The sequence below is a fragment of the Amycolatopsis sp. NPDC114503 genome (assembly GCF_055633655.1).
Map to the genome: position 1 here is coordinate 188,545 of NZ_JBVKDT010000001.1, position 23,381 is coordinate 211,925.

Below are 23,381 nucleotides of genomic sequence, written 5' to 3' on the forward strand. Positions count from 1 at the left end.
GCGGCGGTCAAACCCGGGTTTGGTTTGCTCACCCCCCGGGCATGTGGCAGATCGGGCACGAAAGACTGGCGTGGCACGCCGGAGAGAGGACAGCACGTGGAGGAGAACGCCCCGCTCGAGCGCGAGGACGCACAGCTCATCGAGGTGCGGACGGCGGCTATCCCGCACGTGGTGCCCACTCTGCGCACCATCGTGGCCGACATCGCCATGCGGCAGGACTTCGACCTGGACGCGGTCGAGGACCTGCGGATGGCCGTGGACGAGGCCTGTTCGATGCTGCTGCCCTCGGCCGCCGACGGCAAGCTGACCTGCGTGTTCTCCTGGCTGGAGGGCCGGATCGAGGTCACTGTGTCGGTGGTCTCCGACCGCGCCGACCACGGCGACGAGACCGGTCTGTCCTGGCAGCTGCTGACCGCGCTCGCGACCTCCGCGCGGCGCACCGTGACCCCGGCCAACGGCCGGTACCTCTCCCGGGTGCAACTGGTCCGGGAGAGTGAGGCGGCCAGCTCGTGACGAACCCCGCCGGCGGCGACAAGCCCACCGACGTGGCAGGCCTGTTCCACGAGCTGACCGAGCTGCCCGCGAATTCGCCGCGCCGCGAGGAGATCCGGGACCGGCTGGTGCGCGAGCATCTCGAACTGGCGCGCAACCTCGCCCGGAAATTCCGCAACCGCGACGAGGCGATGGACGACCTCGTCCAGATCGCGACCGTCGGCCTCATCCACGCCGTCGACCGCTACGACCCCTCGCAGGGCACGGACTTCCTGGCCTTCGCGGTGCCGACGATCTCCGGGGAACTGCGCCATCACTTCCGCGACAACAGCTGGTCGGTCCGGGTGCCGAGACGGCTCAAGGAACTCAACGCGACGATCTCGGCCGCGCGCGAGGAACTGACCGTGCGGCTGTCCCGCGCGCCGAAGCCCAGTGAGATCGCGCGCCATCTCGGCGTGCCGATCGAGGACGTCTACGAGGGCCTCCGGGCCGGACAAGGCCGGTACGGGGCCTCGCTGGACAACCTGCTGGAGAACTCCGCGCACACGCGCTTCGGCGCGCCGGACGCGAACCTCGGCCAGGCCGAACTGCGCGAGGCGCTGCGGCCGATGCTGGACAGTCTTCCCGAGCGCGAGCGCAAGATCGTGGCGTTGCGCTTCGGGTCCGGGATGAGCCAGTCGGACATCGCGCGCCGCGTCGGGGTTTCCCAGATGCAGGTGTCCCGATTGCTCGCCGCGACCCTGAAAAAGCTCCGTACCGGACTGGCCGAGACTGACATCACCGAGGGCACCTGATTCGCCTTCGGCCGAGTTGGGTAAACACCACATGCGAGCACAGCGGCCGGGAGGTGCGGAAGCCATGACGACGTCGAGGATGCCAACCAGGAGCACCGGGGCGGCCGCCGCCACCGTGCGCCTGGAGCTCCCGGACGACGTCACCGCGCCCGCCATCGCGCGAGCCCAGGTTCGCGCCGCTCTCGCCCAGCTCGACGTTCCCGCCCAGGTGCGCGACGACGTGCTGCTGGCGACCTCCGAGCTGGTCACCAACGCCTTCGAGCACGGGGACCGGCCGGACCGGCTCGAGCTCCGCCTCGAACACGGCGAGCTGATGATCCGGGTCTTCGACACCTCTGCCTCCATTCCGCAGCTGAAAGAACCGGTCGCCCCGTCCGCGACGCGCAGCCGGGGCCTTCAGCTGGTGCGCGCGCTGTCCCGGCGCTGGGGTTACGACCCGGCCGAGGGCGGGAAGTGCGTCTGGGCGGCGTTCGGCCTCGGCTGACGACTGCCGCCCACCACGAGCCCGGCCGCGCCGAGCGCTCCCAGCCCGACTCCGAGCCAGCCCGCGATCATCCGCGGCCGTTCGGCCACCGCGCAGCCTTCTTCGCCGTGCGCCTCGGCGATCAGCCAGCCCTCCGGAGCGCTGAGCGCCGTGCCGCAGCCGATCCGGACGCTCGTGGTGTCCGTCGGCGGATCGCCCTTGCCGAACATATTCGCGGGCAGTCCCAGCATCTGGTCGCTTCGCGTGCCGTAGATCGTCTGGACGTCGATGGGGTTTCCGTTGCCGTCGAGGTAATAAAGGGCAGTCACCGGCAGCAGGAAGAACACGATTCCGGCGATGAAGGCCGCCGCGCTCGCGAGCCCGATCCACAGCGCTGGACGACGGGCGAGCGGCCTCCGCGGTTCGCCGGGGAATGCCTGGTCATCCGGGCCGGGGGACGTCTCGGGGCGGGGATCGTCGGTCATCGTCGAGCCTCCTGATCGGGAGCGGCTGGCTCGGTTGTAGTCCGGTCCGCCGGGAGGGGTCCCCTGGCGGCGCTGTCCGGTTTTGTCTCGTTCGCTCCCGTTGCCGGTGCCTTACGCTCGCCGGATGCTGGACGCAATCGGGGTGACTGGGGACGAGGAGCGGGTCTACCGGCTCCTCGTCGGGATGTTCGACGCCGGACCGCGTCAGGTGGCCGAGCAACTCGGGCTCAGCCCGGCGCAGGTGTCGGCGATCCTGCGTTCGCTGCACGCTAAGGGGCTGGTCAGCCTGGTCGCTGGCGAAGAGCCGCGGTACGCCCCGTCGCCGCCGGACGTCGCCTTCGGGCCGTTGCTGATGCGCGGGCAGGAATCGCTGGAGTGGGCGCGCACCGCGGTGAGCCGGATGGCCGAGGAGTACCGCGGCGGCGCGCGCCGGCGGGACGCGACGCAGCTGGTCGAGGTGATCACCGGCAGCGCGGCGATCCGGCAGCAGCTGACGAACATCCAGGTCGGCGCCCGGCACGAACTGCTGTGGTTCTGCCGCGCCGGGCACATCGCGATGGCGTCCGGCGAGAACGCCGACGAGTACGACGCGCTCGCCCGCGGCGTGCGGTACCGGGTCGTCTACGAACGGGCGATGCTGGAAGAGCCCGGCATGATCGAGAACGTCGCGCACGGGATCCGGCACGGCGAGGAGGCGCGGTCGTCGACCGTGGTGCCGGTGCGGCTGGCGATCGCCGACGGCACCATCGCGTTGTGCCCGCTGGTGCAGAACCTCGACGGCTCCGGCGAACCGACCGCCGCGCTGATCCGCGACAGCAGTCTGCTGGCCGCGCTGATCGCGCTGTTCGAGAGCTATTGGGAACGCGCGTGGCCGTTGCGCGCGGACGGAACTCCGCAGGACGCCCCCGGCGGTGCCGGGCCTGACCGGGACGAGCTGCATCTGTTGTCGTTGCTGGTCGCGGGGGTCACCGACAAGGCGATCGCGACGCGGCTCGCGGTGAGCCAGCGGACCGTGCAGCGGCGGATCCACGACCTGATGACCCGGATGAACGTGCAGACCCGGATGCAGCTGGCGTGGGAGGTCAGCAGGCAGGGCTGGCTCGACGAGCCTGCGGCAGCCGGATAACCGCGAGGGGTTATCCGGCTGCCTCTTTCTCAGGAGAGCCCGTAGGCCCGGATTACTGTCTGCTGCACCGCATTCCCGTCGGTGTCGGACCCGTGCACGCGCAGGGAGACGAAGCCGTTGGTCCGGTCCAGCCGCGGATGGTCGACCACGGCGCGGAAGCGGCCGTCGCTGATGCTGTCCATCCGCTTGACGTTCGTCCACGTGCGACCGTCGTCATAGGACACTTCGACGGCCAGCTGCGGATTCTTGGGCGCTGCCATGCCGTCCTGGTTCCGGACGGTGAACTCGACCGGCAGCGAACGCCCGGCGCGCGCCTTCTGCGTCAGGTCGGTCTGCACGCCGTAATCCACCTGCAGCAACGGAAGCAGGTCCGTTTTGCCTTCGGCGGGCCGCTTCGACCCGAAGGTCCACGACGTTTCGGTGTGCGTGCCGTACGCCCAGTCCGGAGTGGACTTGGTCAGCGACAGGTCGAGCCGGTACTTCGCCGGGTCCGCCGAAGCGGGGAACTTGCCCCACGCCGCCGGGCCTTCCTGGACGAGGTTTCCGTCCTGGTAAAGCTTCGCGCTCACCTGGTCCGGCTGATCGTCGCCCAATTCCGCTTCGGAGAACGCGTAGTGCGAGGTCTCCGGGTCGGCGAACTCCGGGATGCGGAAGGCGAAAGTGTCGCCGGTGCGCGACGTTTCCAGTCCCGCTCCGCGCGGGATCGCCGGGCGGACCACTGGCGCGTACCAGTTTTCCGTCGACCGTTGTCCGGGGTTGAGCGTGTGCGGCTGTTCGAGCATGCCGACCGCGAGCGGCTGGAAAGTGTCCCAGCTGAGCTTGTTGTTCACGCGGTGCTGCCAGATCGTCTCGTCGGTCGAAACGATCTCCTCGCGAGCCGTTCCGGTGTGCGCGTACCGCTGATACTGGTTGATCGCGGTCTTTTCCCATGGCCGCCAACCGAACCGCTGCTCGGAAAGCCACTCGTCCTTGCCGGTCGCGTGGTAATTCGCGGTGACAGTCGCGCTGTTGCGGTCGCTGACCTGATAGACGATCTTCTGCGGAATCTGGTCGTGCGTCACCTGCATGATGTCGTACAGGTACGGGCTCACCGGCGTGCCCTGCAGGAACATGCTGGTGAAACCGTATTTGGCACGCTCTGCCAGCTTCATGCCCTGTTCGTTCGTGACTCGCACGGCGGGAATCGCCAATCGCTTGCCGCGCGGCTGCCAATGTGCGTACGTGTGTTCGTCGGGCAGGCTGACGACCATCACCATCGCGGCGCCCGCGGCGGCGGCCAGCTTCGCCGCGTCCTCCGGGTTGGTGCCGTCCTTCGCGGGGGTCACCACCGCGATTTTCCCGCGCGCCTTGGCATATTGCTCCGGCTTGTTCGCGTCGACCGGAACGACGTCCAGCCACTTGAACCCGGAAATCGTCGGCGACGACGCGTAGTAGAACAGTTCGGTTTTAAGGCCGAGCCACGGCACCGTGGTCGCGGTCAGCATCGGCGCGGTGAGCTGCCACCGGCTGCCGAATTCGAAGGTTCCGTTCTTGACCTTCTGCGTCGGCGTCACGTAGATGTGCCGGACCCCGGGGAATTCCATGACGTAGTTCGAGATCTTGCGCGAGCCGAATTCGCGGTGCGCGTAGCTGCTGATGATGTTTTCCAGCGTCGACGGCCGCGGCGTCTTGATCTCCACCGGCACCGCGTTCCGCGCGTCCAGCACCAGGTTCATGTCCTTGGTGATGGAGAACTCGGGATTGAGCACGATCGCGAGTTCCTCGTCCGGAGCCAGTCCGGTGTGGAACATCCCCCGGGCGTAGTAGGTGCCCTCCGGGAGTTCGGTGACGAACGGATGGTCGCTGACGATGGTCCGGACGATGTCGTACCGCATGTCGTCCCCGAAGAGCTGGAGATCCATCGGGTACGCCTTGCCGTCGCGGCCGATACCGCTGATGGTCACCTTGTGCTTCGGCGGTTCCTTCACCAGGCCGACCGTCGTGTGCACCGCGCCGACGAGAACGCTGCCGGTGTAGTTGCCCGGCACCAGCGCGGCCGAGTCGACGGTGATCGCGACCGTCGCGGTCCCGTTCGCCGGAACCTCCACAGTGGACTTGTCGAGCTTCACCGCGTCACCCGGCGTGGCACCGTCGCCACGGCGCAGGTCGAGCTTCGGCGTGAGGGTGACCGGCGCGGAAGTCGTGTTGGCGTAAGTGATTTCCTTGCGCACCGGACCGCTGTCTTTGGTGACCGGGCCGAGGTTCAGCGTGCCGGTCGCGAAAACTCCGGGGTGCACCGCCGCGGCGGCGACGTCCACCCGGCCGCCACCCTGCTGGAAGGCGTTAAGCCCGGCAGAAGGTTTCGACGTACTGGCCAAGCCGTCCTTGAGCTGCTGCGCAGTCCACTGTGGATACCTCTGCGACAGGATCGCCGCCGCGCCAGCGACATGCGGAGTCGCCATCGACGTGCCGGACGCCGCGGTGTAGTACTGATCCACCACCTCGCCAAGCGAAGTGCCCGCCGCGCGCGCCGCGACGATTCCCACGCCAGGCGCGGTGATGTCCGGCTTCACGGCCTGGTCGCCCTGCCGCGGGCCCATGCTGGAGAACGGGGCCAGTTCGTCCTTGCGGTCCACCGCGCCGACGGTCAGCGCGGAATCCGCAGTGCCCGGCGTGCCGATGGTCGACGCGCCTTCCTGGCCGTCGTTGCCCGCGGCGACCACGAACAGCGCGCCAGTACGGGCGGTGAGTTCGTTGAGGCCGACGCTGAGATCGTCCGTGCCGTCGGTCGCGCCGCCGCCGAGGCTCATGTTGATCACCTTGGCACCGGAGTTCGCGGCCCACTCCATCCCTTGCAGGACTTCGGAAGACGAGGCCGTCCCGTCGTCGCCGAGCACCTTGCCGACGTACAGCTTCGCGCCCGGAGCGGCGCCCTTGCGCGTGCCGCCCGCGGCCGCGCCGCTGCCCGCGATGGTCGCCGCGACGTGCGTCCCGTGCCCGAACCGGTCGACGACGTCCGGACTGGTCGAGAAGTTGGCCGACTTGGCGACCTTGCCCGCGAGGTCCGGATGGTTGGGGTCGTAGCCGGTGTCGAGCACGGCCACGGCGACGCCGGATCCGTCGAACCCGGCAGCCCACGCCTCCGGCGCCCCGATCTGCGGGACACTGCGGTCGAGCGACGCGTGCACCTTGCGGTCCAGCGTAATCCGTTCCACCGCACCGGAAGCCGCGCGCGGACCGGTGAAGGACTGCCAGAACTCACCGGCGCGCTTCTTGTCTTCACGGACCGCGCGGCCGTTGACGCTGGGCAGTTCGGCACCCTGCGTGGTGGCGGCGAACGCCGGCGCGGAAGCGATCGAGACGCCCTTGGCGTAGTGCGCGATCATCGGCACCGTCGGGCTCGACTCGTCGGCGTAGCCCTGCGCGATCAGGTCGGTGACGTTGAACAGCGCTTTGTCGAGGCGTTTGTCCGCCACGAGCGACACCGCGTCGGCCGGGACGACCTGCAGCTTTCCGTCCACTTCGGACTGGCTGAAGCGGATGTTCTCCCGCCCCTTGCCCGGCCGGACGGTCGCGATCTGCCGTCCGCCTTGGACGCTTTCGACTTGCACGACGTCACCGGTGAGCAAGGTGACCGTGTGCCGCTCACCGGGACCGGATGCCGGTGAACCGCTCGCGGGCTCGGCCGCCGCGGGCACCGCTTGGCCGAGTGTCGCGACCAGTGCGCCCGTGCAGCCGAGAGTGATGGCTCGTGATCTCCACGTCATCGCACAAGATTCGGGGCGAGCCGGGGTTCACGTCACTACCTCTCGGTGTCGCGGTTGTGACATGTCGCAACTGGGACAACGCCTGGTTAGCCAGCCACTGCCGCGTAATAGGCCATTAGGCGGTCGGCCAGTTCGTCCGGACGGCTCAGCAGCGCGAGATGCGAACCGGCCATCTCGTCCGCGTCGATCCCCAGCCGCTCGCGCGAGACCCGGCGCAGCAGATCGGCGGAGAAGAACCGGTCGTCGCGGAAGAGCAGGACTTTCGTTGGCACGTCCGGCATCCGCTCGCCCGGCCACGGCACGCTGTACTCGGCGCTGTTCTGATCCCGGCCGCGCCGCTCGTTCTCCTCCGCCAGCTCTGCGGGGAGGTCCGCCAGGAACTGCTCAGTGGTGCTCAGGCCTTCGGCCGACTCGAAGCCGACGTTGCCCCACCACTCCCCCGGAGCCTCGCCCGGCGCGGGCACCATCCCGGCGACGAACACGAGAAGCCGCGCGCCGACCCGTTCCGCCACGAGCGGCGCGGTGAACCCGCCGTAGGAATGGCCGACCACGACGACGTCCCGCGCATCGCCGATCGCCGAGACGACGGTGCCGGTGAAGTCGGCGAACGTGGCCCGCGGATTCTCGATCGGCAGGTCCGGTGCCACGACCTCGTGCCCGGACGCCTTGAGCCGCGCGGCGACCAGGTGCCAGTCCCAGCCGCTGCCGCCGCCCCCGTGGATCAGTGCGAAAGTCGCCATGTCGCCCAGCTTGTCACGCTGGGCAGCGCTTCAGCATGTCCTGCAGCGCGTTCTTCTCCATGTCCGTGATCGTCAGCCCGTAGTAGTGCTTCACCGTGACCCAGTCGGTCGCGTACGTGCACCAGAACGACACCAGCGGCGGCTTCCACTCGTCCGGAGCCTTGTCGCTCTTCTGCCGGTTCACGCTCGCCGTCACAGCGAACAGCTGCGGGCGCGTGAGGTCGTTCGCGAACTGCTCGCGCTTCTCCTGGGTCCAGTCGCGCGCGCCGCTCACCCAGGCCTGGCCGAGCGGGACCATGTGGTCGATGTCGAGCTGAGTCGCCTTGGTCCAGGTCTGCCCGTCGTACACGCTCAGCCAGGTACCGGACGTCGGCTTGCAGTCGCTGCCCGCCTTGACGTCCTTGCCCGCGCGCTTGAGGACGGCCTCGCGGGTGTCGCAGCTGTCGCCCTGGCTGTCCCAGTGCTTGAACTTGTCGCGCGAATAACCGGTCATGGTGCCGCGGGCGCCGATTTTCAGTTCGGACAGCTGCTTCGTCGCGTCCGCCGCGGACGCCGGCGCGGCCTCGGACTTGGTGTCGCCGACTTCGCGCTGGCCGTACCAAAACCCGGCGACAGCGATGAGCAACACGACCGCGAGCAGCACGGTGCGCTTGGTGGGGAACGGCCGGGCCATGGTGCGCGGGATCCTCTCGGGCGGGGAGTTCGGGAGCCGGAGTATGCCTGTCGCCGGGCCGGTAATCGCGCAGACACTCTCGGCAGCGCCCGGGGCGTGGCAAGGACCACGTCGGACCAGTTGTTGCCCGCCAACGAAAAAGCCCAGTTCAGCGGGGGTGGATAACGCTCGCGAAGGTGTCACGTCCTCGGCCGCGCGAACGATTGTCTTCAGTGGGGGGCCGGAAAGGAGCGGGTCCGAGATGCCCGGGCGGCTGCGGAAGTGGAACACACGCGTCGACGACTACCTGCGCCGGAAGGCGGCAGAGGGCGGCAACGTCGTCGCGATGACGCGCGTGGCTGCTGACCTGCGCGAACGCGGCGATTCGGCGGAGGCCGAACAGTGGTATCGCCGGGCCGCCTCGGGTGGTGACCGGATCGCGATGACCGCGCTGGCCCACCTGCTGGCCGAGCGCGGCTCCGAGGACGAAGCCGCCCGCTGGTATCACGAAGCCGCGCAAGCCGGTGAGCCGCACGGCATGCTCGGATACGCGCGGACCTGCGAAAACCAGGGGCACCTCAACGACGCCGAGCACTGGTATGCCGCCGCGTTCCAAGCCGGCGTGCGGGAGGCGGCCGGACTGCTCGGCCACCTGCTCGTCGAAGACGGCCGGTACTCCGACGCCGAAGGCTGGTGCCGCAGCGCCGCGGAAGACGGCGACTCGACGGCGATGCTGGACCTCGGCGTCGTCCTGCGAGAACTCGGCGCGCCCGACGAGATGGCGCACTGGTGGCGGGCCGCGGCGGACGCGGGCGAACTCGCCGCGACCTGCCTGCTCGGCCGGGAAGCGGAACGGACCAACCGGGAAGGCGACGCCGAGCGGTGGTTCCGTCGCGGCGCGAAGGGCGGGCACGTCGAGGCGAAGGTGCGGCTGGGGCTGCTGCTGCATCGGCGGGGCGACCTCGAAGAGGCGGAGAACTGGTACCTCGAAGCCGCCGAGGCGGGTGACGCGGCGGCGATGACCAACCTCGGTGTCCTCGCCCGCAACCGCCGCGACGACGGCGAGGCTGCGGCCTGGTACCGCAAGGCCGCCGAGCACGGCAGCATCCCCGCGCTGACCAACCTCGGCCACCTCGCCGAATCCCGCAGCGACCTGGCGCAGGCCGAACGCTGCTTCCGGGTCGCCGCGGAGACCGGCGACGTGCAGGGAATGCTGAGCCTGACCCGGATGCTGCGCGCCCGCGGCGCGACCGCCGAAGCCGACCACTGGCAGGCGCTCGCCGCCGACCGTCCACAGTAGACACAGGGTTCTCGGGGCAGATCTCCGGGATCTTCCCGGATGTTCCCCGGCTCGGGCGCGGCTAGCGTCGATCGAGTGTTCAGACGCGTGCTTCTCGCCATCCTCGCCGGTATCGCGGTGTTTCTGGTGCCGTGGACCGTCTACCTCGGACTGACCCTGCCCGAGCATTTCGACACGAGCCAGTGGCGGGTCGCCTGGGTCGGCTTCGACATCGTCCTGCTGCTGTGTTTCGCCGCGTCCGTGCTGCTCGGGATGCGCCGCAGCCGCGCCGCGGTGCCGATGCTGGCCGCGACCGCGGCGCTGCTGTGCTGCGACGCCTGGTTCGACGTCGTCCTCGACTGGGGCGGCCCCGACCAGTGGGCGAGCCTCGGCACCGCGCTGCTCGCGGAACTGCCGATCGCCGTGTTCCTGATGCTGCGGGCCCGCGCGCTGCTCGCCGGCAACGCACGGCCACGGCCGCTGACCATGCGCGACATCGCCGTGCACACGAACCCGAACTACCAGCGGATGCTCCGGCTCCTGCCCGCCACCTCGGCCGAACTGCGCGCGCAACTCCCTTCCATCGACGTTCCGGCCGCGCTGCTGACTCTTACCCACGCCGGGTACACCCGCCGCACCCGCGACGGCCGCTGGCACCCCGTTCCGCAGAGCACGAACGAAGCGAAGCCGGAGGACTTCCCCGAGGAAGACCGTCCCAAGCTCGCCGCCTACCTGGACGCGAAGTACGACCGCGAGGTGCGGCTGATGGCCTGGGCCGCCGAGCGACGCGACACCTTCGACGGCTGGACTGCCGGGAGCCGCGCCGGAATGCGGCTGAGCTTCAAGGACTTGAAGGAGTTCGAAGCGGAGTACCTGGAACTGGTGCACCGCTACGCCGCCCGCCAGTCCGGCCCGGCCGACGGACGCCAGCTGGCCGTGCGGTTCTACGCGTTCCCGGAACCGCAGCCCGCTGAGCTGGCGTAGGTTTCGGGACATGATCCATCACGTGCAGGTCGCCTGCCCAGCGGGCGCGGAGGACGAGGAACGCGCCTTCTACACCGGCGTGCTCGGCTGGCCGGAACTGCCGAAGCCGCCGCTGCTGGCCGCACGCGGCGGATGCTGGTTCCGGGTTCCCGGGGTCGGCGGTCCGGACGGCGAGCTGCACGTCGGTGTCGAGGCGGATTTCCGTCCGGCGCTCAAGGCGCACCCGGCTTTCGTGGTCGACGTGGACACCGTCTCCGCCGCGATCGAAGCCGCCGGACGGCCCGTGACCTGGGCCGATCCGGCGGAAATCCACGGCAGGCGGCGGTTCCACACCTTCGACCCGGTCGGCAACCGGCTGGAGTTCCTCGCCGGCTGAGCCGCTTACAGTGTGGGGATGAGCCAGGAGGCGGAAGAAGCCGAGCAGCGGATCACGCGACGCCTGCGTGAGCTTCGCCTGGAACGCGGGCTCACCCTGGAGAAGGTCGCCGCTGCCGCGGACATCACCCCTGGCTACCTGTCCCGCGTCGAGAGCGGACAGCGCGTGCCCAGCCTCGGCACGCTCGTGGTGCTCGCGCGGGTGCTGGACGTCAGCGTCGCCGATCTCGCCGCTTCCGAAGAGCGCCGGTCGCCCATCGTCAGGCGCGCGGACGCCATCACGTACGGCACCAACGACGCGTCCATGACCCACCTGTCCCCTCCGTCGTCCGGCGTTGAGGCGACCCTGGTGACGCTGCGCGACAAATCCGTCCCCCCGCGCCCGACCCAGCACCGCGGCGAAGAGTGGCTGCACGTCGTCAGCGGCCAGCTCGAACTGACCCTGAACGGCGAAACCCACCTGCTCACGGCTGGTGACTCGGCCCAATTCCCCGGCACCACCGAACACACCCTGCGCGGTGCACCCGACGCGGAAGTGCTCGTCGTCATCGCTTGACACGCATTATGTCTCAGAGGCACTCTGATTGCCAGACAGGCAACAGTGGGAGATGCTGATGACCGACGCCCCGGTAGCCGAACTCGACCTCGACACCCTGCCCGAGCAGCTGGATTCCGTCGCCGCCGAACGAGCGCAGCGCAAACGTCAGCTCGCCGTCGCCTTCCGCCTGTTCGCCCGGTACGGGTTCGACGAGGGCATCGCCGGGCACCTCACCGCGCGGGATCCCGAGTTCCCGAACCGGTTCTGGGTCAACCCGTACGCCGTGCATTTCTCCCGGATCAAGGTCAGTGACCTGCTTCTCCTTGACGAGAACGGAAAAGTGGTCGAAGGAACGCGGCGCACGAACAAGGCCGCCTTCGCGATCCACTCGACCATCCACGAGGCCCGCGAGGACGTCGTCGCCGTCGCACACGCGCACACGATCCACGGGCGCGCCTGGTCGGCGTTGAATCGCCTGCTGGACCCGATTGTCCAGGAATCCTGTGCGTTCTATGAAAATCACGTGCTTTTCGACGAGTACAAAGGCCTGGTCCTGGAGCGCGACGAAGGCGTCCGCATCGCCGCCCGGCTCGGGTCGAAACGCGCCGCGATCCTTCGCCACCACGGATTGCTGACCGTCGGGCGAAGCGTCGGGGAGGCAGCGTGGTGGTTCATCACCATGGAACGCGCCTGCCAGATGCAACTCCTCGCCGAAGCCGCCGGTACGCCTCGCGTCATGACCGCCGAAGAAGCCACGCTCGCCGCCCGCCAGTTCGGCAGCGCGAACATGGCGCGCAACAACTTCCGCTTGCTGGAGGAGCTGATCGTCGAACAGGAACCGGACGTGCTGGACTGATCAGCGTCAGTCGCCGACCGCGTCCCGCCCGCGCTTCACGATCAGCGGATCCGGCTCCCCGACCACGTTCTCGTCTTTGCCCTCGTACTCGAACCGCGACAGGAAATACCGCATCGCGTTGAGGCGAGCGCGCTTCTTGTCGTTGCTCTTGATCGTGATCCACGGCGCGAGATCGTTGTCCGTGCGGAGGAACATCGCCTCCTTGGCCGCGGTGTAGTCGTCCCATTTGTCGAGCGACTGCAGGTCCATCGGAGACAGTTTCCACTGCCGCACCGGATCGACCTGGCGGATGATGAACCGCGTGCGCTGTTCGGCCTGGGTCACCGAAAACCAGAACTTCGTGACCGTGATCCCGCTCTCCACCAGCATTTCCTCGAACAGCGGCACCTGATGCATGAACTGCTCGTACTGGTCCGGCGAGCAAAACCCCATCACCTGCTCGACCCCGGCCCGGTTGTACCAGGACCGATCGAACAACACCATCTCGCCCGCGGTCGGCAGATGCTGGACGTAGCGCTGGAAATACCACTGATGCGCTTCCCGGTCGCTGGGCTTGGCGAGCGCGACCGTCCGAGCGTGCCGCGGGTTGAGATGCTCCATGAACCGCTTGATGGTGCCGCCCTTGCCCGCGGCGTCGCGCCCCTCGAAGAGAATGACGTGCCGGCTGCCGGTCTCGCTGATCGAGTTCTGCAGCTTGAGCAGTTCGACCTGCAGCAGGTATTTCGTCTCGTCGTACTCCGCGCGCGGCATGCGCTCGTCGTAGGGATAGTTCTCCCGCCAGGTGTCGACAGCCTTGCCGAACGCGTCGATCAACACGGGATCGTCATCGTGATCCTCGCCGACCGAATGCCCGTCGATCTCGAGCCGATCGATGTACTCCCGCACGTCCCGCAACATGCGGCCGACCTTAAGCAGGGCAGGTGAACGGGAGGTGTCTCAGACCAGGAACCGCTGGAGATCCGCGTGCGGCGTCTCCGGCTGCGGCATCTGCCATACCGGCAACCGATGTGCCTGCGCGACCGTCAACGGTGCGGTGAAGTCCACTCCGTACTCTTCACCGCTGATTCCGTTGAACCGCAGTCCCGCCGGGGAAAACCCGCTCCCGATCGCGACGAGACGCGCGTCGGCCACCTGATCGCTCACGGCGAGCCACGCCCCGGCGAAGTGCAGGACCGCCGCGTCCACCGTGGTGTCCCGCACAGTCCACCGCACTCGCGGCCAGCACTCGCTCCGCTTGGCTTGTTCGCCGAGGTACTGCCGCACCGCCGCCCCGACCCGGCTGCGCTCCGGCATCGTGGCGACCGGCTCGACGATGTTCATCAGCTTTCCGAGCGGACCGTCGAGAACGTCCGCGGTCTTCCCGACGAGCACTGCCCGGTCGCCCGCGTCCGTCCGGTGTCCGAGCCAATAAACCCCGCCCGCCGAAGTGTCCTCGACCGTCGCGATCCATTTCCGGTGCGGTTCCGGCCATTCGATGTCGAAAACCTCGCCTCGCACCGCGGCAGCTTCCTGAGCAGCCCCGTCGAGCCGTTCGCCGCGCAAGGGAGCCAGGTCCGCCATGACCGAACTTTACCGCGCATTGACCAGGTACAACTCGGCTCTCCCGTAGAGCGGCGCGGAAATCGTCCAGTGGGCAAGGTAATCCGGCGGCGGCGGACCCCAAACCCGCCGCAATGCGAGGTCCAGCCCGCGCGGCCGCAGGGTGTAGTCGAAGAACGCGAAGTTCACCCGAAGCAGTCCACGCGACAGATGCCCGGCCCGTGCTTCCGGGTCGGTGATCGCCCCGGGCATGCGGCCGCGGTCGGAGAAGACGTCGATGATCGCGCAGTCGCAGGTGTAGGCCAGCACTCCGATCTCATCGGCGCTGGCGACCGTTCTCCCGGCCGCCAGCCTGCCTACTTCACGGCCGATTTCGGCGTACTGCGCGCTCGTGGTGTAGTTCGACGTGAACGGGGCGAAGTCGCGCGGCAGACCGGCCCCGGCGTAACCGGCCACGCTGGCACCGACCAAAGCCACGACGACAGCCGTCCCGGCCGCGCGCTCGATTCGGCGGGCGGAGCCGGCCACGACCGCACAGACGAACAGCGTCGCCGCGACGATTCCAGGGCCGTAATACCAGTGATACGGCGGCACTTTCAACGAAACGTACGCCAAGCTGTGCCCTGCTCCGGCCGCAGCGAGCGCCGCGAACGGGAGCAGCCGGCGGAGCGCCGCGTCGCCGCGCAACGCCAGTACCAGCCAGCGCACCCCGGCCAACGCCGCCAACCCGACGCACGAGAACGCGAGCACCGTTTGTCCCGGCATGTTCTGCCAGTACAGTCCGACGCCGTTGCCGAATTCCCACTTCCCCCAAGCATTTCGCGCGCCTTGCAAGGTCTTGATGACGAGCGTGTCCGGAACAGCGGCTCCCAGCACGATCCAGCTGAACGCGAACCACGGCATCGCGATCAGCGCCGCGCCTTGCACGCTGCGCAGGCCGTCGACCCAGAATCGCCGCCGTACCAGGAAAATCACGCCCGCGAAAAGCAGCAGATCGACCCGGACCAAGGCCAGCGCACCAGCCACCAGGCCGAAAGCGAACGGCCGCCGTTCCACCGAAAAGACCAGCAGCCAGCCAAGTCCGGCCGCGCCGAGTTCGACTTCCATGCCGATCGACGACACCAGCAGCGGGTTCACCGTCAACGCGGCGATCGCGAGAACCGGGAACCAGCGAGGCAGCCCGGCAGCCGCACCCAGCCTCCGCAGCGCCAGCACCAGCAGCACCTGGCAGGCCGCATACAACACGCCCGCGGCGAGAACCGCGTCCCGCAGCACGAATGTCAGCGCCGCAAGCGAAAGCACGTTCAGCGGCGAGGTCGCCGTATTCGAGGTGCTGTCGGCCAGCAGTCCCCAATTTCCGTGGAACGCGAGATTGCGCGCGTAGCTCAAGGTGATATAGGTGTCGTCGATCAGATGACTGTGCGCCACAACAAAAAACAATGCCGACGCGACCGCCACTCCGAGCAACAGCCAATCCACCCGTCTTCGGACGGGAACCAGCTGTTCGCGACCTGATCGAGGCGTCGTCAAACCCAGTGCCATTATTGCGTTTCCCCCAGCAGAAGTCTTCGTGAGCCGACCGCTCCGGCGCTATCTCCCCGGAACGTCGCGGACTTGCCCGTCGCGTGTGGTCACTCGGAATTTTCGGTGGTAATCGTCACGCGGAGAACCGCCCTCGACGAATTTCACGACGAAAGTGCCGTCCTTCAGCAAGGCGGGAGTCATCGAGTCGTCCGGCCCGTACATCTCCACTTTGGTCACCTCGGGAGTGGCGACCCCGAACACGACGCTCGACCGGTAGGGATAGCTGACGCTGGTGAAACCGCAGATCGGGCGGGCGGCGCTGAGGAAGGCGTAGCCCTCTCGCCCGTGGGTCCAGTCCCTGGCGTCGGTGACCATCACGCCGGAGTTCCAGCCGTCAACGCCGGAACCCTGTCGGTGCCAGAACATGCAGGCCGCCGCGAGCGAGGCGTTGCGGATGACGAGGTAACTCCATTCCGCGTCCTGATCGATCTTGAGCGTCGAGCGCCAACTTCCCCGGTCAGGCAACTCGGCGCCAAGAGAGGGTGCGTTGTCGAGGCAGGACTTGAGCATTCGCGCATCCTCGGTATCCGGCTGGGCGGCAGCCGGAACCCGCGTCGGGTCCGGACTGGCGTCGTGCACCGGCGAGAACACCAGCGTCGCGCCCAAGGCCAGCGCGCCGACTCCCGCGGCGACCGCCAGCGGCAGGCCCAGCTTCCGGCGCCGTCGTGCGCGCAGTTCCGGAACGAGGCGGTTCCACATGGATTCCTTCAGGAGATCAGGCATCGGCCGGTCGGGCGGCAGGTTGAGATCGTCGGCCATCAGAACTCCTCGCTGGTGTCTCGCAGAAACGCGCGCAGCCGGGTTCGCGCCCGCGAAATCCGCGCGCGCACGCTCGGTTCGGCGATCCCGAGTACCGCGGACGCTTCCGCGGTCGACAAACCGCCCAGCAGACAAAGCTCAACAGCCCGCCGTTCGGCCCGAGGCAGCTTCGCGACCGCGCTCAGCACGACTTTCAGCCGTCGGTCCGCGTCGATCTGATCGGCCACGTCCTCAGCGTGATCGCGCACAACGTTGGTGCGCGGCAGCCGCGGCAGCACGGCCGCGAACCGGCCGAGCCGACGCTGTTCCCGACGAGCCAGGTTGGCGGTCACGGTGTACAGCCACGGCCGTGCGCTGTCGTTCACCAGCGTCACCTCGCCGAGGCGACGCCACGCGGTGAGGAAGGTCAACGAGGCCAGATCCTCGGCCGTTGCCCAGGAACCGGTCAGCCGGTAGGCGTAGTTCCACACCGCGCCGGCATGCCGGTCGAACAACTCTCCGAACGCCGCGACCTCGCCCGCCGCGGCTCGTGCCCACAGCTCCTGGTCGCCACCGGGGACGCCCGGGACGTCGGCATCGTGCTCCGCCGACATCCCCCACCCCCGCCCCTGATCCGAAACTGTCGTCACAACCCCATGTCCCCGCACGGAGCGGGAGCGTTGCATCCGGCCCGGGACGCAAGTGATCAGTGTCTCGCCTCGGCCGAAACGGGCAGATATAGTCGGGCCGAGCCAGGTCACGGTGCCCGGTTCATCGGGCGGAGGGCTGCGGGGGATGACCGACAACGGCCGCGACGACTCGCGGGTACCGGACCGCATCGAGCCGCCGACGAATCCGTTCGCCGCAGCCGGATACCCGCCACCTCCCGCGAAACCCCGGCGAACCGGCTGGATTATCGGCGGCTCCGCCGCGCTGGTGGCAGTGCTGGGAGCCGGGATCGCCGTCGGCGTCGTCGCCGGGCAGGCTTCCGATCCGCCGCCGAAGCCGGTCGCCGCGCCGGGCTATTCGATGGACCATGTCGGCAACGCCTGCGATCTCGTCGATCCCGCCCCGCTGCGGAAGTGGTCGCCCACTCCCGCCGGCCCGCCCAAGCACGAGGAAGTCCGTCCGAGCAAGACCAGCTCCGGAAGCCTGAGCTGCCAGATCCGCTACTCCAGCGGCAATGCCCTGGACACCGCCGAGATCCTCCTCGACGTCGAATTCACCGAAGGAACCGCGCCGTCCTCCTACGAGAACTGGAAACGCGGCACGCTCGCCAAAACCGGCGAGGGCAAGGCGTCCGGTCCGATCACCGGAATCGGGACCCAGGGCTTCTGGCACTCCGAGGTCTTCGGCGACCTGGTCGCGGACACGCGCTACGTCCTTTGTGTACTGGACGGCAACGTCTCGGTCCGAGTCCGGCTCAACTTCAGCCGCAGCCGGGACGTCGCCCAGGTGCACCGCACCGAAGTCCAGCCGATCGCCGAAGCGCAGGCCCGGAAGGCGTTGAACGGACTGAAAGGGAACCAGTGACCGACTCCCCTGGCGGCCGGCATCCCGATCCCGTTGCGGGACAACCGGTTCCGGGCTGGGTCCAGCACCCCGGCTACCCGCCGCCCCCGAAACCCGGCCCCAAAACGGGTTTGATCGTGGCCGGTGCGATAGGACTGGTCGTGGTCCTAGGCATCGGAATCGCGACCGGCCTGTCCCTCAGCGGCGGCTCCTCCCCTTCCGAAGCCAAACCGGCACCGACCCCCGCCCCCGCCACCACGACCTCGCCCACCGCGCCGCCGGGCAAGTACTCGATGAGCGGGATCTCCAACGCCTGCGACCTGCTGGACCCCAAGCCGTTGGCGAAATGGTCCACCACCCCGACCCCGCCGGTGCACCGGGAAGACCAGCCAAGCGGCGGCTACGGCGGCGGCCTGACGTGCAGTCTCCGCTACACCAGCACCTCCAAGACCGACGGCGTCGCCACCAACGAGGCGGGAATCGGCGTCCAGGTCGAGTTCACGTCCGCGGGCCAGCCACCGGCCTACGACAAGTGGAACACCGGCCCGTCGAAGGGCTGGACCGCCGGCACGACCGCCGGGCTCGGCACGCGCAATTACTGGCGCGCCGGTGCGGTCACGGAGCCTGGGCCGGGCGCGAGTTACGTCGTCGGGGTTCAGGACAGCAATGTCTCGGTGGAGATCCAGGTCGCGGTCCACCGCGCCCCCGGCGAGGACCCGCTGAAGATGGACGACTTGTCGTCGATCGCGCAATCACAGACTCGCGCAGTGCTGGATCGGCTGAAGAAGGCGTAAATGCACAACGGTCCGGGAGCTAAAGCTCCCGGACCGTTGTTTACTGTCTCGACCAGACAGTGCGCCCGAAGGGATTCGAACCCCTGACCTTCTGATCCGTAGTCAGATGCTCTATCCAGCTGAGCTACGGGCGCGTGTTCAGTTGTTAATCTAGCACCTGCCGAAACAGGCACCAGCGGAGGCTCCGGGATTTGAACCCGGGAGGGGGGGTTACCCCCAACCGCATTAGCAGTGCGGCGCCATAGACCAGACTAGGCGAAGCCTCCTGGGTCCCAACGACCACTGCTCAGATAGGTTACACACCCCTCCACCCCCTCCGGAAGGCACCCCCCTCAACGGTGCAGCACCCTGCGTAACCAGGGCGAACGGCCGCCGAGGCCCTCGGCCTCGAAGGTCGCGATGCCGACGCGGGGCAGCGATCCGACGCCCGGGTACACGAGGTAACGCGGCACCCACCGGGGCTGGAACTTGGCGTTGAACCGGTAGAGGCTCTCGATCTGGATCCAGCGCGAGAAGAAATGCAGGACCTTCGCCGAGAGGCGCGCGACTGGTCCCGCGCCGATGCGCTGGCCCTGTTCCATCAGGGCGCGGAAGGCGGCGAAGTTCAGCGACACCTGGTCGATGCCGTGCTCTCGGGAGTACAGCAGCAGCTCCGAGATCATCAGTTCGTTCACGCCGTTGTCGACGGTGCGGTCCCGGCGCATCACGTCCAGCGACAGGCCCCGCTCGCCCCACGGCACGAACTGCAGCACGCCTCGGACGCGGCCGCCCTGTTCCGCGGTGACGATCACCGAACCGTGGTCGCCCATGCGGCCCAGCGCCATCGAGAACCCTCGTTCGGTCTCGGTGCCTCGCCAGGTGGCGGCCAGGTGCGCCAGTTCGGGCAACTCGCCGGAGCGCAGGTCTTCCGCCCGGCGCACCAGGACCTTGTAGCCGGCCCGCTTCGTCCGCGACGCTGCCTGGCGCACGCCGCGCATCACGCGGCCTTCCAACGTGAACGTCTTGGTGTCGACGACGGCCTCGTCGCCGATTTCCAGTACCTCCAGGCCGAACCGGGCCCACACCGTCGCGCCCAGCTCGGACGCGCCCATCGCGGCGGGCACCCAGGCGTTGCGCTGGCAGATGTCCAGGTACTCCTCGATCGCGCCGGGCCAGGCCTCGTGGTCGCCGAGCGGGTCGGCCGACGTCAACGCGACCCCGGCGATCACGCGGAACGTGACGGCCGCCTTGCCGGTCTTGGAGAAGACCGCGAACTTGTCGCGGCGCAGCGCGAAGTAGCCCAGCGAATCCCGTTCCCCGTGCTGCTTCAGCAACTCGTGCAGCCGCGTCAGTTCGTCGTCGGACAGTTCCGGCGCGGGTTCGGCCGAGCGCAGCAGGAAGTACGCCGACACCAGCACGCCGGTGATGCTGAAGACCAGCCCGATCGACGCGGACAGGTCCTCGAACCACATCTCGTGGAACACCGCGGGCCCGCTGACGCCGGTGAGCGCGAGCGCGGACTGGGAAAGCCGGTCGGCGAAGCTCAGCGGATCGAGCATCCGGGCGGGCGCGACCGACAGCAGCGCGAAGTTGAGCACGAAACCGGCCAGCACCAGCTGCAGCAGCACCCGCAAAGCGCGCCAGCGGCCGACGGTCGGGTCCGGGCGGGCGATGAAGTACCGCCGCGTGCCGAGAAGTCCGGCGAGCAGCACCACGGACACCACGCCGGCGCCGAACACGTGCCGAAGCCCGAGGTGCGACAACGCCAACAGCGCCGCGAAGCCGACCGCCAGCTGCCAGGCGCGGCGTTTGCGGCGGCGGAGCCCGGCGGCGAGCATGATCAGCAACACACCGGTGACCAGTGCCACAGCGGCCGCGGCAGTAGTCGCTTCGCTCGGCAGTTCCAGCCATTTCGCCACGTGCCCGCGCACGTCGCGGCCCACCGGTACGACCGTGGACACGACGGTCAGCAGGCCGGCGAGCCTGGTCACCCATGTGATCGCGACGACCGACGTGACGCCGGCCGCCTGCCAAGTGTGCTGCGCGCGTGTCCCCGTCACCACGCGTGCAACACGCACGGCCCTGCCATGCTTCCCCCCGTTGGCGCGTTCAGTGCGCGGCGAGCTCCACAAAGGGGGCCAGCGCGGCCGGGTTGGCCAGCGCGTCCCTGCTCACCGCCCTCTCCGGCGCGACTCCGGAGAGGATCCGCTTCACTGGTACTTCGCACTTCTTACCGTTCAACGTACGGGGAATCTCGGAAACGACGATGAACCGATCGGGTACGTGTCGTGGCGACAGTGCGTTGCGAAGCTCTTTCCGCAGGTCAGGCTCCACTTCTTCAAGTGTGACGCCGTCGGTGAGTACTACGAAACACAGCAGTCGCCCGTCTTCGTTGCCCGCCGCCGACGTGTCGATGACCAGGGAGTCGGCGACCTTGGCGAATCCTTCCGCGACCCGGTAGAACTCGGCGGTGCCCATCCGGACGCCGCCGCGGTTGAGCGTCGAATCGCTGCGGCCGTAGACCACCGCCGAACCGCGGCGCGTGATCTTGACCCAGTCGCCATGCCTCCAGATACCCGGATACGTCTCGAAGTACGCCTCGCGCAGCCGGGAACCGTCCGGGTCGTTCCAGAACGAGACCGGCATCGACGGCATCGGTTCGGTGATCACCAGCTCGCCGACCTCCTCGACCACGGGCTCGCCGTCGTCGTCGAACGCCGCCGCGGCCACGCCCAGCGCGCGGCAGGACAGTTCGCCGAGCCACACCGGCACGTCCGGCGCGGCCGCGACGATCGCCGCGCACAGGTCGGTGCCGCCGGAGACCGAGCAGATCTGCACGTCCCGGCCGATCGCGTCGGCGATCCAGCGGAATCCCTCGGAGGACAACGGCGAACCGGTCGAGCCGACCACGCGCAACGCGCTGAGGTCGTAGCGCTCGGCCGGGGCGAGGCCCGCTTTGAGACAGCTCTGGATGAACGGCGCGGACGTGCCGAAGTAGGTGACGCGGTGCTGTTCGGCCAGATGCCACAGCGCGTTCAGGTCCGGATGGCCAGGACTGCCGTCGTACAGCACGATCGTGGCTCCGACGAGAAGCGCGGAGGCGACGAAGTTCCACATCATCCAGCCGGTGGTGGTGAACCAGAAGAACCGATCGCCCGGACCGAGCCCGCTCTGCAGGCCGAGCGCTTTGAAGTGTTCGACGACGATGCCGCCGTGGCCCTGCACGATGCCCTTCGGGAGCCCGGTCGTGCCCGAGGAATACAGGATCCACAACGGATGCGCGAACTCCACCGGCTCGTACGCCAGCTCGCCGCCGGCGTGTTCGGCGAGCATCGCGTTCCAGTCGATGACGCCGTCGAGCGTCTCGTCTCCCAAGTATTTCACCAAAACGGTGGCTTCCAGCGACGGAATCTGTTCTCTCAGCTGCTGAACGGTGTCGCGGATGTCGAATTTCCGGCCGTTGTAGGGGTATCCGTTCACCGCGACGAGCACCTTCGGCTCGATCTGGGTGAACCGGTCGGCGATCGCGCGGATCCCGAAGTCCGGAGAGCACGACGACCAGATCGCGCCGAGGCTGGCGGTGGCCAGGAAAGCGATGAGCGTCTGCGGGCAGTTCGGCGCGAGCGCGACGACGCGATCTCCTTTGCCGACGCCGAAAGCACGCAACGCGGCCCGCGCGGCGGCGACGTGGGCGCGAAGGTCGCCGTAGGTGAATTGCTCGGCGAGCCCGTCCTCGCGGTGGAAAATCACCGCGAGTTCGTCGTCGGCCTTCGGCGCGCCGCCGGTGCCCGGGCTCAGTGAGTGTTCGGCGTAGTTGAGCGCGCCGCCGTCGAACCATTTCGCGTCCGGCATCGCGCCGGACAGGATTTCCCGCGGTTGCTCGTGCCACCGCACGCCGAAGAACTCCGCGACCGCGGCCCAGAACTCCGGACCGTGCTCGACCGAGTAGTGCCACAGGTCGTCGTAATCGGCCAGGTCGACGCCGCGTTGCTCGCGCAGCCACCGGCGGAAGGCTTCGATCCGCGTGTCAGCGACCCGGTTCGGGTCGGGTCGCCAGAGCACCTCGGGAACAGCGGCGTTCTCGGTCACCCGCCGATGCTAACCCCGCGATGCTCGCAACGTCCTTTTTCGACCGCGCCCACCCCGGCCAGCACCGCGTCGACGACGCCCTCGATGAAGGAGGACGTCAGCTCCTGGTGGCCGAACAGCATCCGGAAGACGACCGGAGCGGCGAACAGGTCGATCAGCAGCTCGGCGTCCCGACCGGGACGGAGGTCGCCGCGTTCCTCGGCCTTGCGCAAGGTGCCGAGGCAGGCTTCCCGGCGCGGGGCCCAAAACGTGGCCAGAAAGTCTTCGCGCAGTTCCGGGTCGTCCGCCAGATCGGCGGTCAGCGCCGGGAGAACGCGCCCGAAAACCGGGTCGGCCAGCCCGGTCCGCAGCGCTTCGAGGTGGCCGACGAGGTCGCACCGGGTGCACCCGGTGTCGATCTCCGCGACCCCGATCCGCGCCTCCGCCAGCGCCGCGACCACCACGTGCTTCTGGCTTTTCCACCGGCGGCGGATGGCGGGTTTGGTGGTGCCCGCGCGCTGGGCGACGGCCTCCATGGTCAACGCCGAATAGCCCGATTCCCGGACCAGTTCGCACACCGCGGCCAGCACGGCGTGGTCGATCCGCTCGTCCCGTTGGCGCGCCATGGATTCTCCCG

General features: G+C 68.6%; 23 protein-coding genes and 2 tRNA genes. 11 read left to right on the forward strand and 14 right to left on the reverse strand.

Annotated features, from left to right (window positions below; all coding sequences use genetic code 11):
* Positions 1-96 precede the first annotated feature (96 nt).
* The 3 genes from ACZ7OI_RS00970 to ACZ7OI_RS00980 all read left to right on the forward strand — a co-directional run bounded on the left by ACZ7OI_RS00970 (position 97) and on the right by ACZ7OI_RS00980 (position 1,770).
* Positions 97-513, forward strand: a complete 417-nt coding sequence (locus ACZ7OI_RS00970) for an ATP-binding protein (RefSeq protein ID WP_182893754.1) — start codon at positions 97-99, stop codon at positions 511-513.
* Positions 510-1,286: a SigB/SigF/SigG family RNA polymerase sigma factor gene (locus ACZ7OI_RS00975; protein WP_470262195.1), complete on the forward strand. Its 777-nt coding sequence runs from the start codon at positions 510-512 to the stop codon at positions 1,284-1,286. The genes ACZ7OI_RS00970 and ACZ7OI_RS00975 overlap by 4 nt, the downstream gene beginning before the upstream one ends.
* A 64-nt stretch (positions 1,287-1,350) precedes the next feature.
* The gene (locus tag ACZ7OI_RS00980) at positions 1,351-1,770 is read left to right on the forward strand and encodes an ATP-binding protein (protein WP_470262196.1); all 420 of its coding nucleotides are present in this window, start codon (positions 1,351-1,353) and stop codon (positions 1,768-1,770) included.
* Here the strand turns inward: ACZ7OI_RS00980 and ACZ7OI_RS00985 are convergent.
* On the reverse strand, positions 1,716-2,234 hold the full coding sequence (locus tag ACZ7OI_RS00985) for a hypothetical protein (protein ID WP_470262197.1): 519 nt from the start codon (positions 2,232-2,234) through the stop codon (positions 1,716-1,718). The genes ACZ7OI_RS00980 and ACZ7OI_RS00985 overlap by 55 nt on opposite strands.
* Positions 2,235-2,358: 124 nt before the next feature.
* Here ACZ7OI_RS00985 and ACZ7OI_RS00990 point away from each other — a divergent pair, with 124 nt between their 5' ends.
* Positions 2,359-3,360, forward strand: coding sequence for a helix-turn-helix domain-containing protein (locus ACZ7OI_RS00990; RefSeq protein ID WP_470228952.1), 1,002 nt, complete (start codon positions 2,359-2,361; stop codon positions 3,358-3,360).
* A 29-nt stretch (positions 3,361-3,389) separates the two neighbouring features.
* Here ACZ7OI_RS00990 and ACZ7OI_RS00995 read toward each other — a convergent pair whose 3' ends face one another.
* From ACZ7OI_RS00995 to ACZ7OI_RS01005, 3 genes are all read right to left on the reverse strand, one after another.
* Positions 3,390-7,106, reverse strand: coding sequence for a S8 family peptidase (locus ACZ7OI_RS00995; protein ID WP_470262198.1), 3,717 nt, complete (start codon positions 7,104-7,106; stop codon positions 3,390-3,392).
* An 86-nt stretch (positions 7,107-7,192) separates the two neighbouring features.
* Positions 7,193-7,846, reverse strand: coding sequence for an alpha/beta fold hydrolase (locus ACZ7OI_RS01000; RefSeq protein ID WP_470262199.1), 654 nt, complete (start codon positions 7,844-7,846; stop codon positions 7,193-7,195).
* 13 nt (positions 7,847-7,859) lie between these two features.
* The gene (locus ACZ7OI_RS01005; protein WP_470262200.1) at positions 7,860-8,519 is read right to left on the reverse strand and encodes an HNH endonuclease family protein; all 660 of its coding nucleotides are present in this window, start codon (positions 8,517-8,519) and stop codon (positions 7,860-7,862) included.
* A 241-nt stretch (positions 8,520-8,760) separates the two neighbouring features.
* On the opposite strand from ACZ7OI_RS01005, the gene ACZ7OI_RS01010 reads away from it, so the two are divergent.
* The 5 genes from ACZ7OI_RS01010 to ACZ7OI_RS01030 all read left to right on the forward strand — a co-directional run bounded on the left by ACZ7OI_RS01010 (position 8,761) and on the right by ACZ7OI_RS01030 (position 12,530).
* The gene (locus ACZ7OI_RS01010) at positions 8,761-9,798 is read left to right on the forward strand and encodes a tetratricopeptide repeat protein (protein WP_470262201.1); all 1,038 of its coding nucleotides are present in this window, start codon (positions 8,761-8,763) and stop codon (positions 9,796-9,798) included.
* 75 nt (positions 9,799-9,873) lie between these two features.
* Complete coding sequence (locus ACZ7OI_RS01015; protein ID WP_470262202.1) at positions 9,874-10,761, forward strand: hypothetical protein; 888 nt, start codon at positions 9,874-9,876, stop codon at positions 10,759-10,761.
* 10 nt (positions 10,762-10,771) lie between these two features.
* Positions 10,772-11,137, forward strand: a complete 366-nt coding sequence (locus ACZ7OI_RS01020) for a VOC family protein (protein WP_470262203.1) — start codon at positions 10,772-10,774, stop codon at positions 11,135-11,137.
* 18 nt (positions 11,138-11,155) lie between these two features.
* Positions 11,156-11,692 (forward strand): helix-turn-helix domain-containing protein, encoded by a 537-nt coding sequence (locus ACZ7OI_RS01025; protein ID WP_470262204.1) that lies wholly within the window; start codon positions 11,156-11,158, stop codon positions 11,690-11,692.
* A 58-nt stretch (positions 11,693-11,750) separates the two neighbouring features.
* Positions 11,751-12,530 carry a class II aldolase/adducin family protein gene (locus tag ACZ7OI_RS01030; protein WP_470262205.1) on the forward strand — a complete coding sequence of 260 codons (780 nt, stop codon included), beginning with the start codon at positions 11,751-11,753 and terminating at the stop codon, positions 12,528-12,530.
* 6 nt (positions 12,531-12,536) lie between these two features.
* On the opposite strand, the gene ppk2 is transcribed toward ACZ7OI_RS01030, so the two are convergent.
* The 5 genes from ppk2 to ACZ7OI_RS01055 all read right to left on the reverse strand — a co-directional run bounded on the left by ppk2 (position 12,537) and on the right by ACZ7OI_RS01055 (position 17,005).
* A complete protein-coding gene (gene ppk2, locus ACZ7OI_RS01035; protein ID WP_470262206.1) occupies positions 12,537-13,427 on the reverse strand; it encodes a polyphosphate kinase 2 in 891 nt (296 codons plus the stop codon).
* A 39-nt stretch (positions 13,428-13,466) separates the two neighbouring features.
* Positions 13,467-14,090 carry a hypothetical protein gene (locus ACZ7OI_RS01040; RefSeq protein ID WP_470262207.1) on the reverse strand — a complete coding sequence of 208 codons (624 nt, stop codon included), beginning with the start codon at positions 14,088-14,090 and terminating at the stop codon, positions 13,467-13,469.
* A gap of 9 nt (positions 14,091-14,099) precedes the next feature.
* Positions 14,100-15,497 carry a hypothetical protein gene (locus ACZ7OI_RS01045; RefSeq protein ID WP_470262208.1) on the reverse strand — a complete coding sequence of 466 codons (1,398 nt, stop codon included), beginning with the start codon at positions 15,495-15,497 and terminating at the stop codon, positions 14,100-14,102.
* Between the two features lie 162 nt (positions 15,498-15,659).
* Positions 15,660-16,412: a hypothetical protein gene (locus ACZ7OI_RS01050; RefSeq protein ID WP_470262209.1), complete on the reverse strand. Its 753-nt coding sequence runs from the start codon at positions 16,410-16,412 to the stop codon at positions 15,660-15,662.
* Complete coding sequence (locus ACZ7OI_RS01055; RefSeq protein ID WP_470262210.1) at positions 16,412-17,005, reverse strand: RNA polymerase sigma factor; 594 nt, start codon at positions 17,003-17,005, stop codon at positions 16,412-16,414. Before ACZ7OI_RS01055 ends, ACZ7OI_RS01050 begins: the two co-directional genes overlap by 1 nt.
* Positions 17,006-17,186: 181 nt before the next feature.
* Here ACZ7OI_RS01055 and ACZ7OI_RS01060 point away from each other — a divergent pair, with 181 nt between their 5' ends.
* Complete coding sequence (locus tag ACZ7OI_RS01060) at positions 17,187-17,924, forward strand: hypothetical protein (protein ID WP_470262211.1); 738 nt, start codon at positions 17,187-17,189, stop codon at positions 17,922-17,924.
* A complete protein-coding gene (locus ACZ7OI_RS01065) occupies positions 17,921-18,697 on the forward strand; it encodes a hypothetical protein (protein WP_470262212.1) in 777 nt (258 codons plus the stop codon). Before ACZ7OI_RS01060 ends, ACZ7OI_RS01065 begins: the two co-directional genes overlap by 4 nt.
* Positions 18,698-18,757: 60 nt before the next feature.
* Here ACZ7OI_RS01065 and ACZ7OI_RS01070 read toward each other — a convergent pair.
* The 5 genes from ACZ7OI_RS01070 to ACZ7OI_RS01090 form a co-directional block, all read right to left on the reverse strand.
* Positions 18,758-18,831 (reverse strand) — tRNA-Arg (locus tag ACZ7OI_RS01070).
* Between the two features lie 42 nt (positions 18,832-18,873).
* Positions 18,874-18,963: transfer RNA gene (locus tag ACZ7OI_RS01075), tRNA-Ser, on the reverse strand.
* A gap of 66 nt (positions 18,964-19,029) precedes the next feature.
* Complete coding sequence (locus tag ACZ7OI_RS01080) at positions 19,030-20,739, reverse strand: phosphatidylglycerol lysyltransferase domain-containing protein (RefSeq protein WP_470263413.1); 1,710 nt, start codon at positions 20,737-20,739, stop codon at positions 19,030-19,032.
* A 46-nt stretch (positions 20,740-20,785) separates the two neighbouring features.
* Positions 20,786-22,765, reverse strand: coding sequence for an acetoacetate--CoA ligase (locus ACZ7OI_RS01085; RefSeq protein WP_470262213.1), 1,980 nt, complete (start codon positions 22,763-22,765; stop codon positions 20,786-20,788).
* Complete coding sequence (locus tag ACZ7OI_RS01090; protein WP_470262214.1) at positions 22,762-23,370, reverse strand: TetR/AcrR family transcriptional regulator; 609 nt, start codon at positions 23,368-23,370, stop codon at positions 22,762-22,764. The genes ACZ7OI_RS01085 and ACZ7OI_RS01090 overlap by 4 nt, the downstream gene beginning before the upstream one ends.
* Positions 23,371-23,381: the final 11 nt, after the last annotated feature.

Bases quoted from the DNA above. Each gene is read 5' to 3' on its own strand.
- ACZ7OI_RS01010 (WP_470262201.1), top strand. From the start codon at position 8,761: ATGCCCGGGCGGCTGCGGAAGTGGAACACACGCGTCGACGACTACCTG.
- ACZ7OI_RS01090 (WP_470262214.1), bottom strand. From the start codon at position 23,370: ATGGCGCGCCAACGGGACGAGCGGATCGACCACGCCGTGCTGGCCGCG.
- ACZ7OI_RS00980 (WP_470262196.1), top strand. From the start codon at position 1,351: ATGACGACGTCGAGGATGCCAACCAGGAGCACCGGGGCGGCCGCCGCC.
- ACZ7OI_RS01025 (WP_470262204.1), top strand. From the start codon at position 11,156: ATGAGCCAGGAGGCGGAAGAAGCCGAGCAGCGGATCACGCGACGCCTG.
- ACZ7OI_RS01020 (WP_470262203.1), top strand. From the start codon at position 10,772: ATGATCCATCACGTGCAGGTCGCCTGCCCAGCGGGCGCGGAGGACGAG.
- ACZ7OI_RS01030 (WP_470262205.1), top strand. From the start codon at position 11,751: ATGACCGACGCCCCGGTAGCCGAACTCGACCTCGACACCCTGCCCGAG.
- ACZ7OI_RS01055 (WP_470262210.1), bottom strand. From the start codon at position 17,005: ATGTCGGCGGAGCACGATGCCGACGTCCCGGGCGTCCCCGGTGGCGAC.
- ACZ7OI_RS01005 (WP_470262200.1), bottom strand. From the start codon at position 8,519: ATGGCCCGGCCGTTCCCCACCAAGCGCACCGTGCTGCTCGCGGTCGTG.
- ACZ7OI_RS01060 (WP_470262211.1), top strand. From the start codon at position 17,187: ATGACCGACAACGGCCGCGACGACTCGCGGGTACCGGACCGCATCGAG.
- ACZ7OI_RS00985 (WP_470262197.1), bottom strand. From the start codon at position 2,234: ATGACCGACGATCCCCGCCCCGAGACGTCCCCCGGCCCGGATGACCAG.
- ACZ7OI_RS01040 (WP_470262207.1), bottom strand. From the start codon at position 14,090: ATGGCGGACCTGGCTCCCTTGCGCGGCGAACGGCTCGACGGGGCTGCT.
- ppk2 (WP_470262206.1), bottom strand. From the start codon at position 13,427: ATGTTGCGGGACGTGCGGGAGTACATCGATCGGCTCGAGATCGACGGG.
- ACZ7OI_RS01000 (WP_470262199.1), bottom strand. From the start codon at position 7,846: ATGGCGACTTTCGCACTGATCCACGGGGGCGGCGGCAGCGGCTGGGAC.
- ACZ7OI_RS00995 (WP_470262198.1), bottom strand. From the start codon at position 7,106: ATGACGTGGAGATCACGAGCCATCACTCTCGGCTGCACGGGCGCACTG.
- ACZ7OI_RS00990 (WP_470228952.1), top strand. From the start codon at position 2,359: ATGCTGGACGCAATCGGGGTGACTGGGGACGAGGAGCGGGTCTACCGG.
- ACZ7OI_RS01050 (WP_470262209.1), bottom strand. From the start codon at position 16,412: ATGGCCGACGATCTCAACCTGCCGCCCGACCGGCCGATGCCTGATCTC.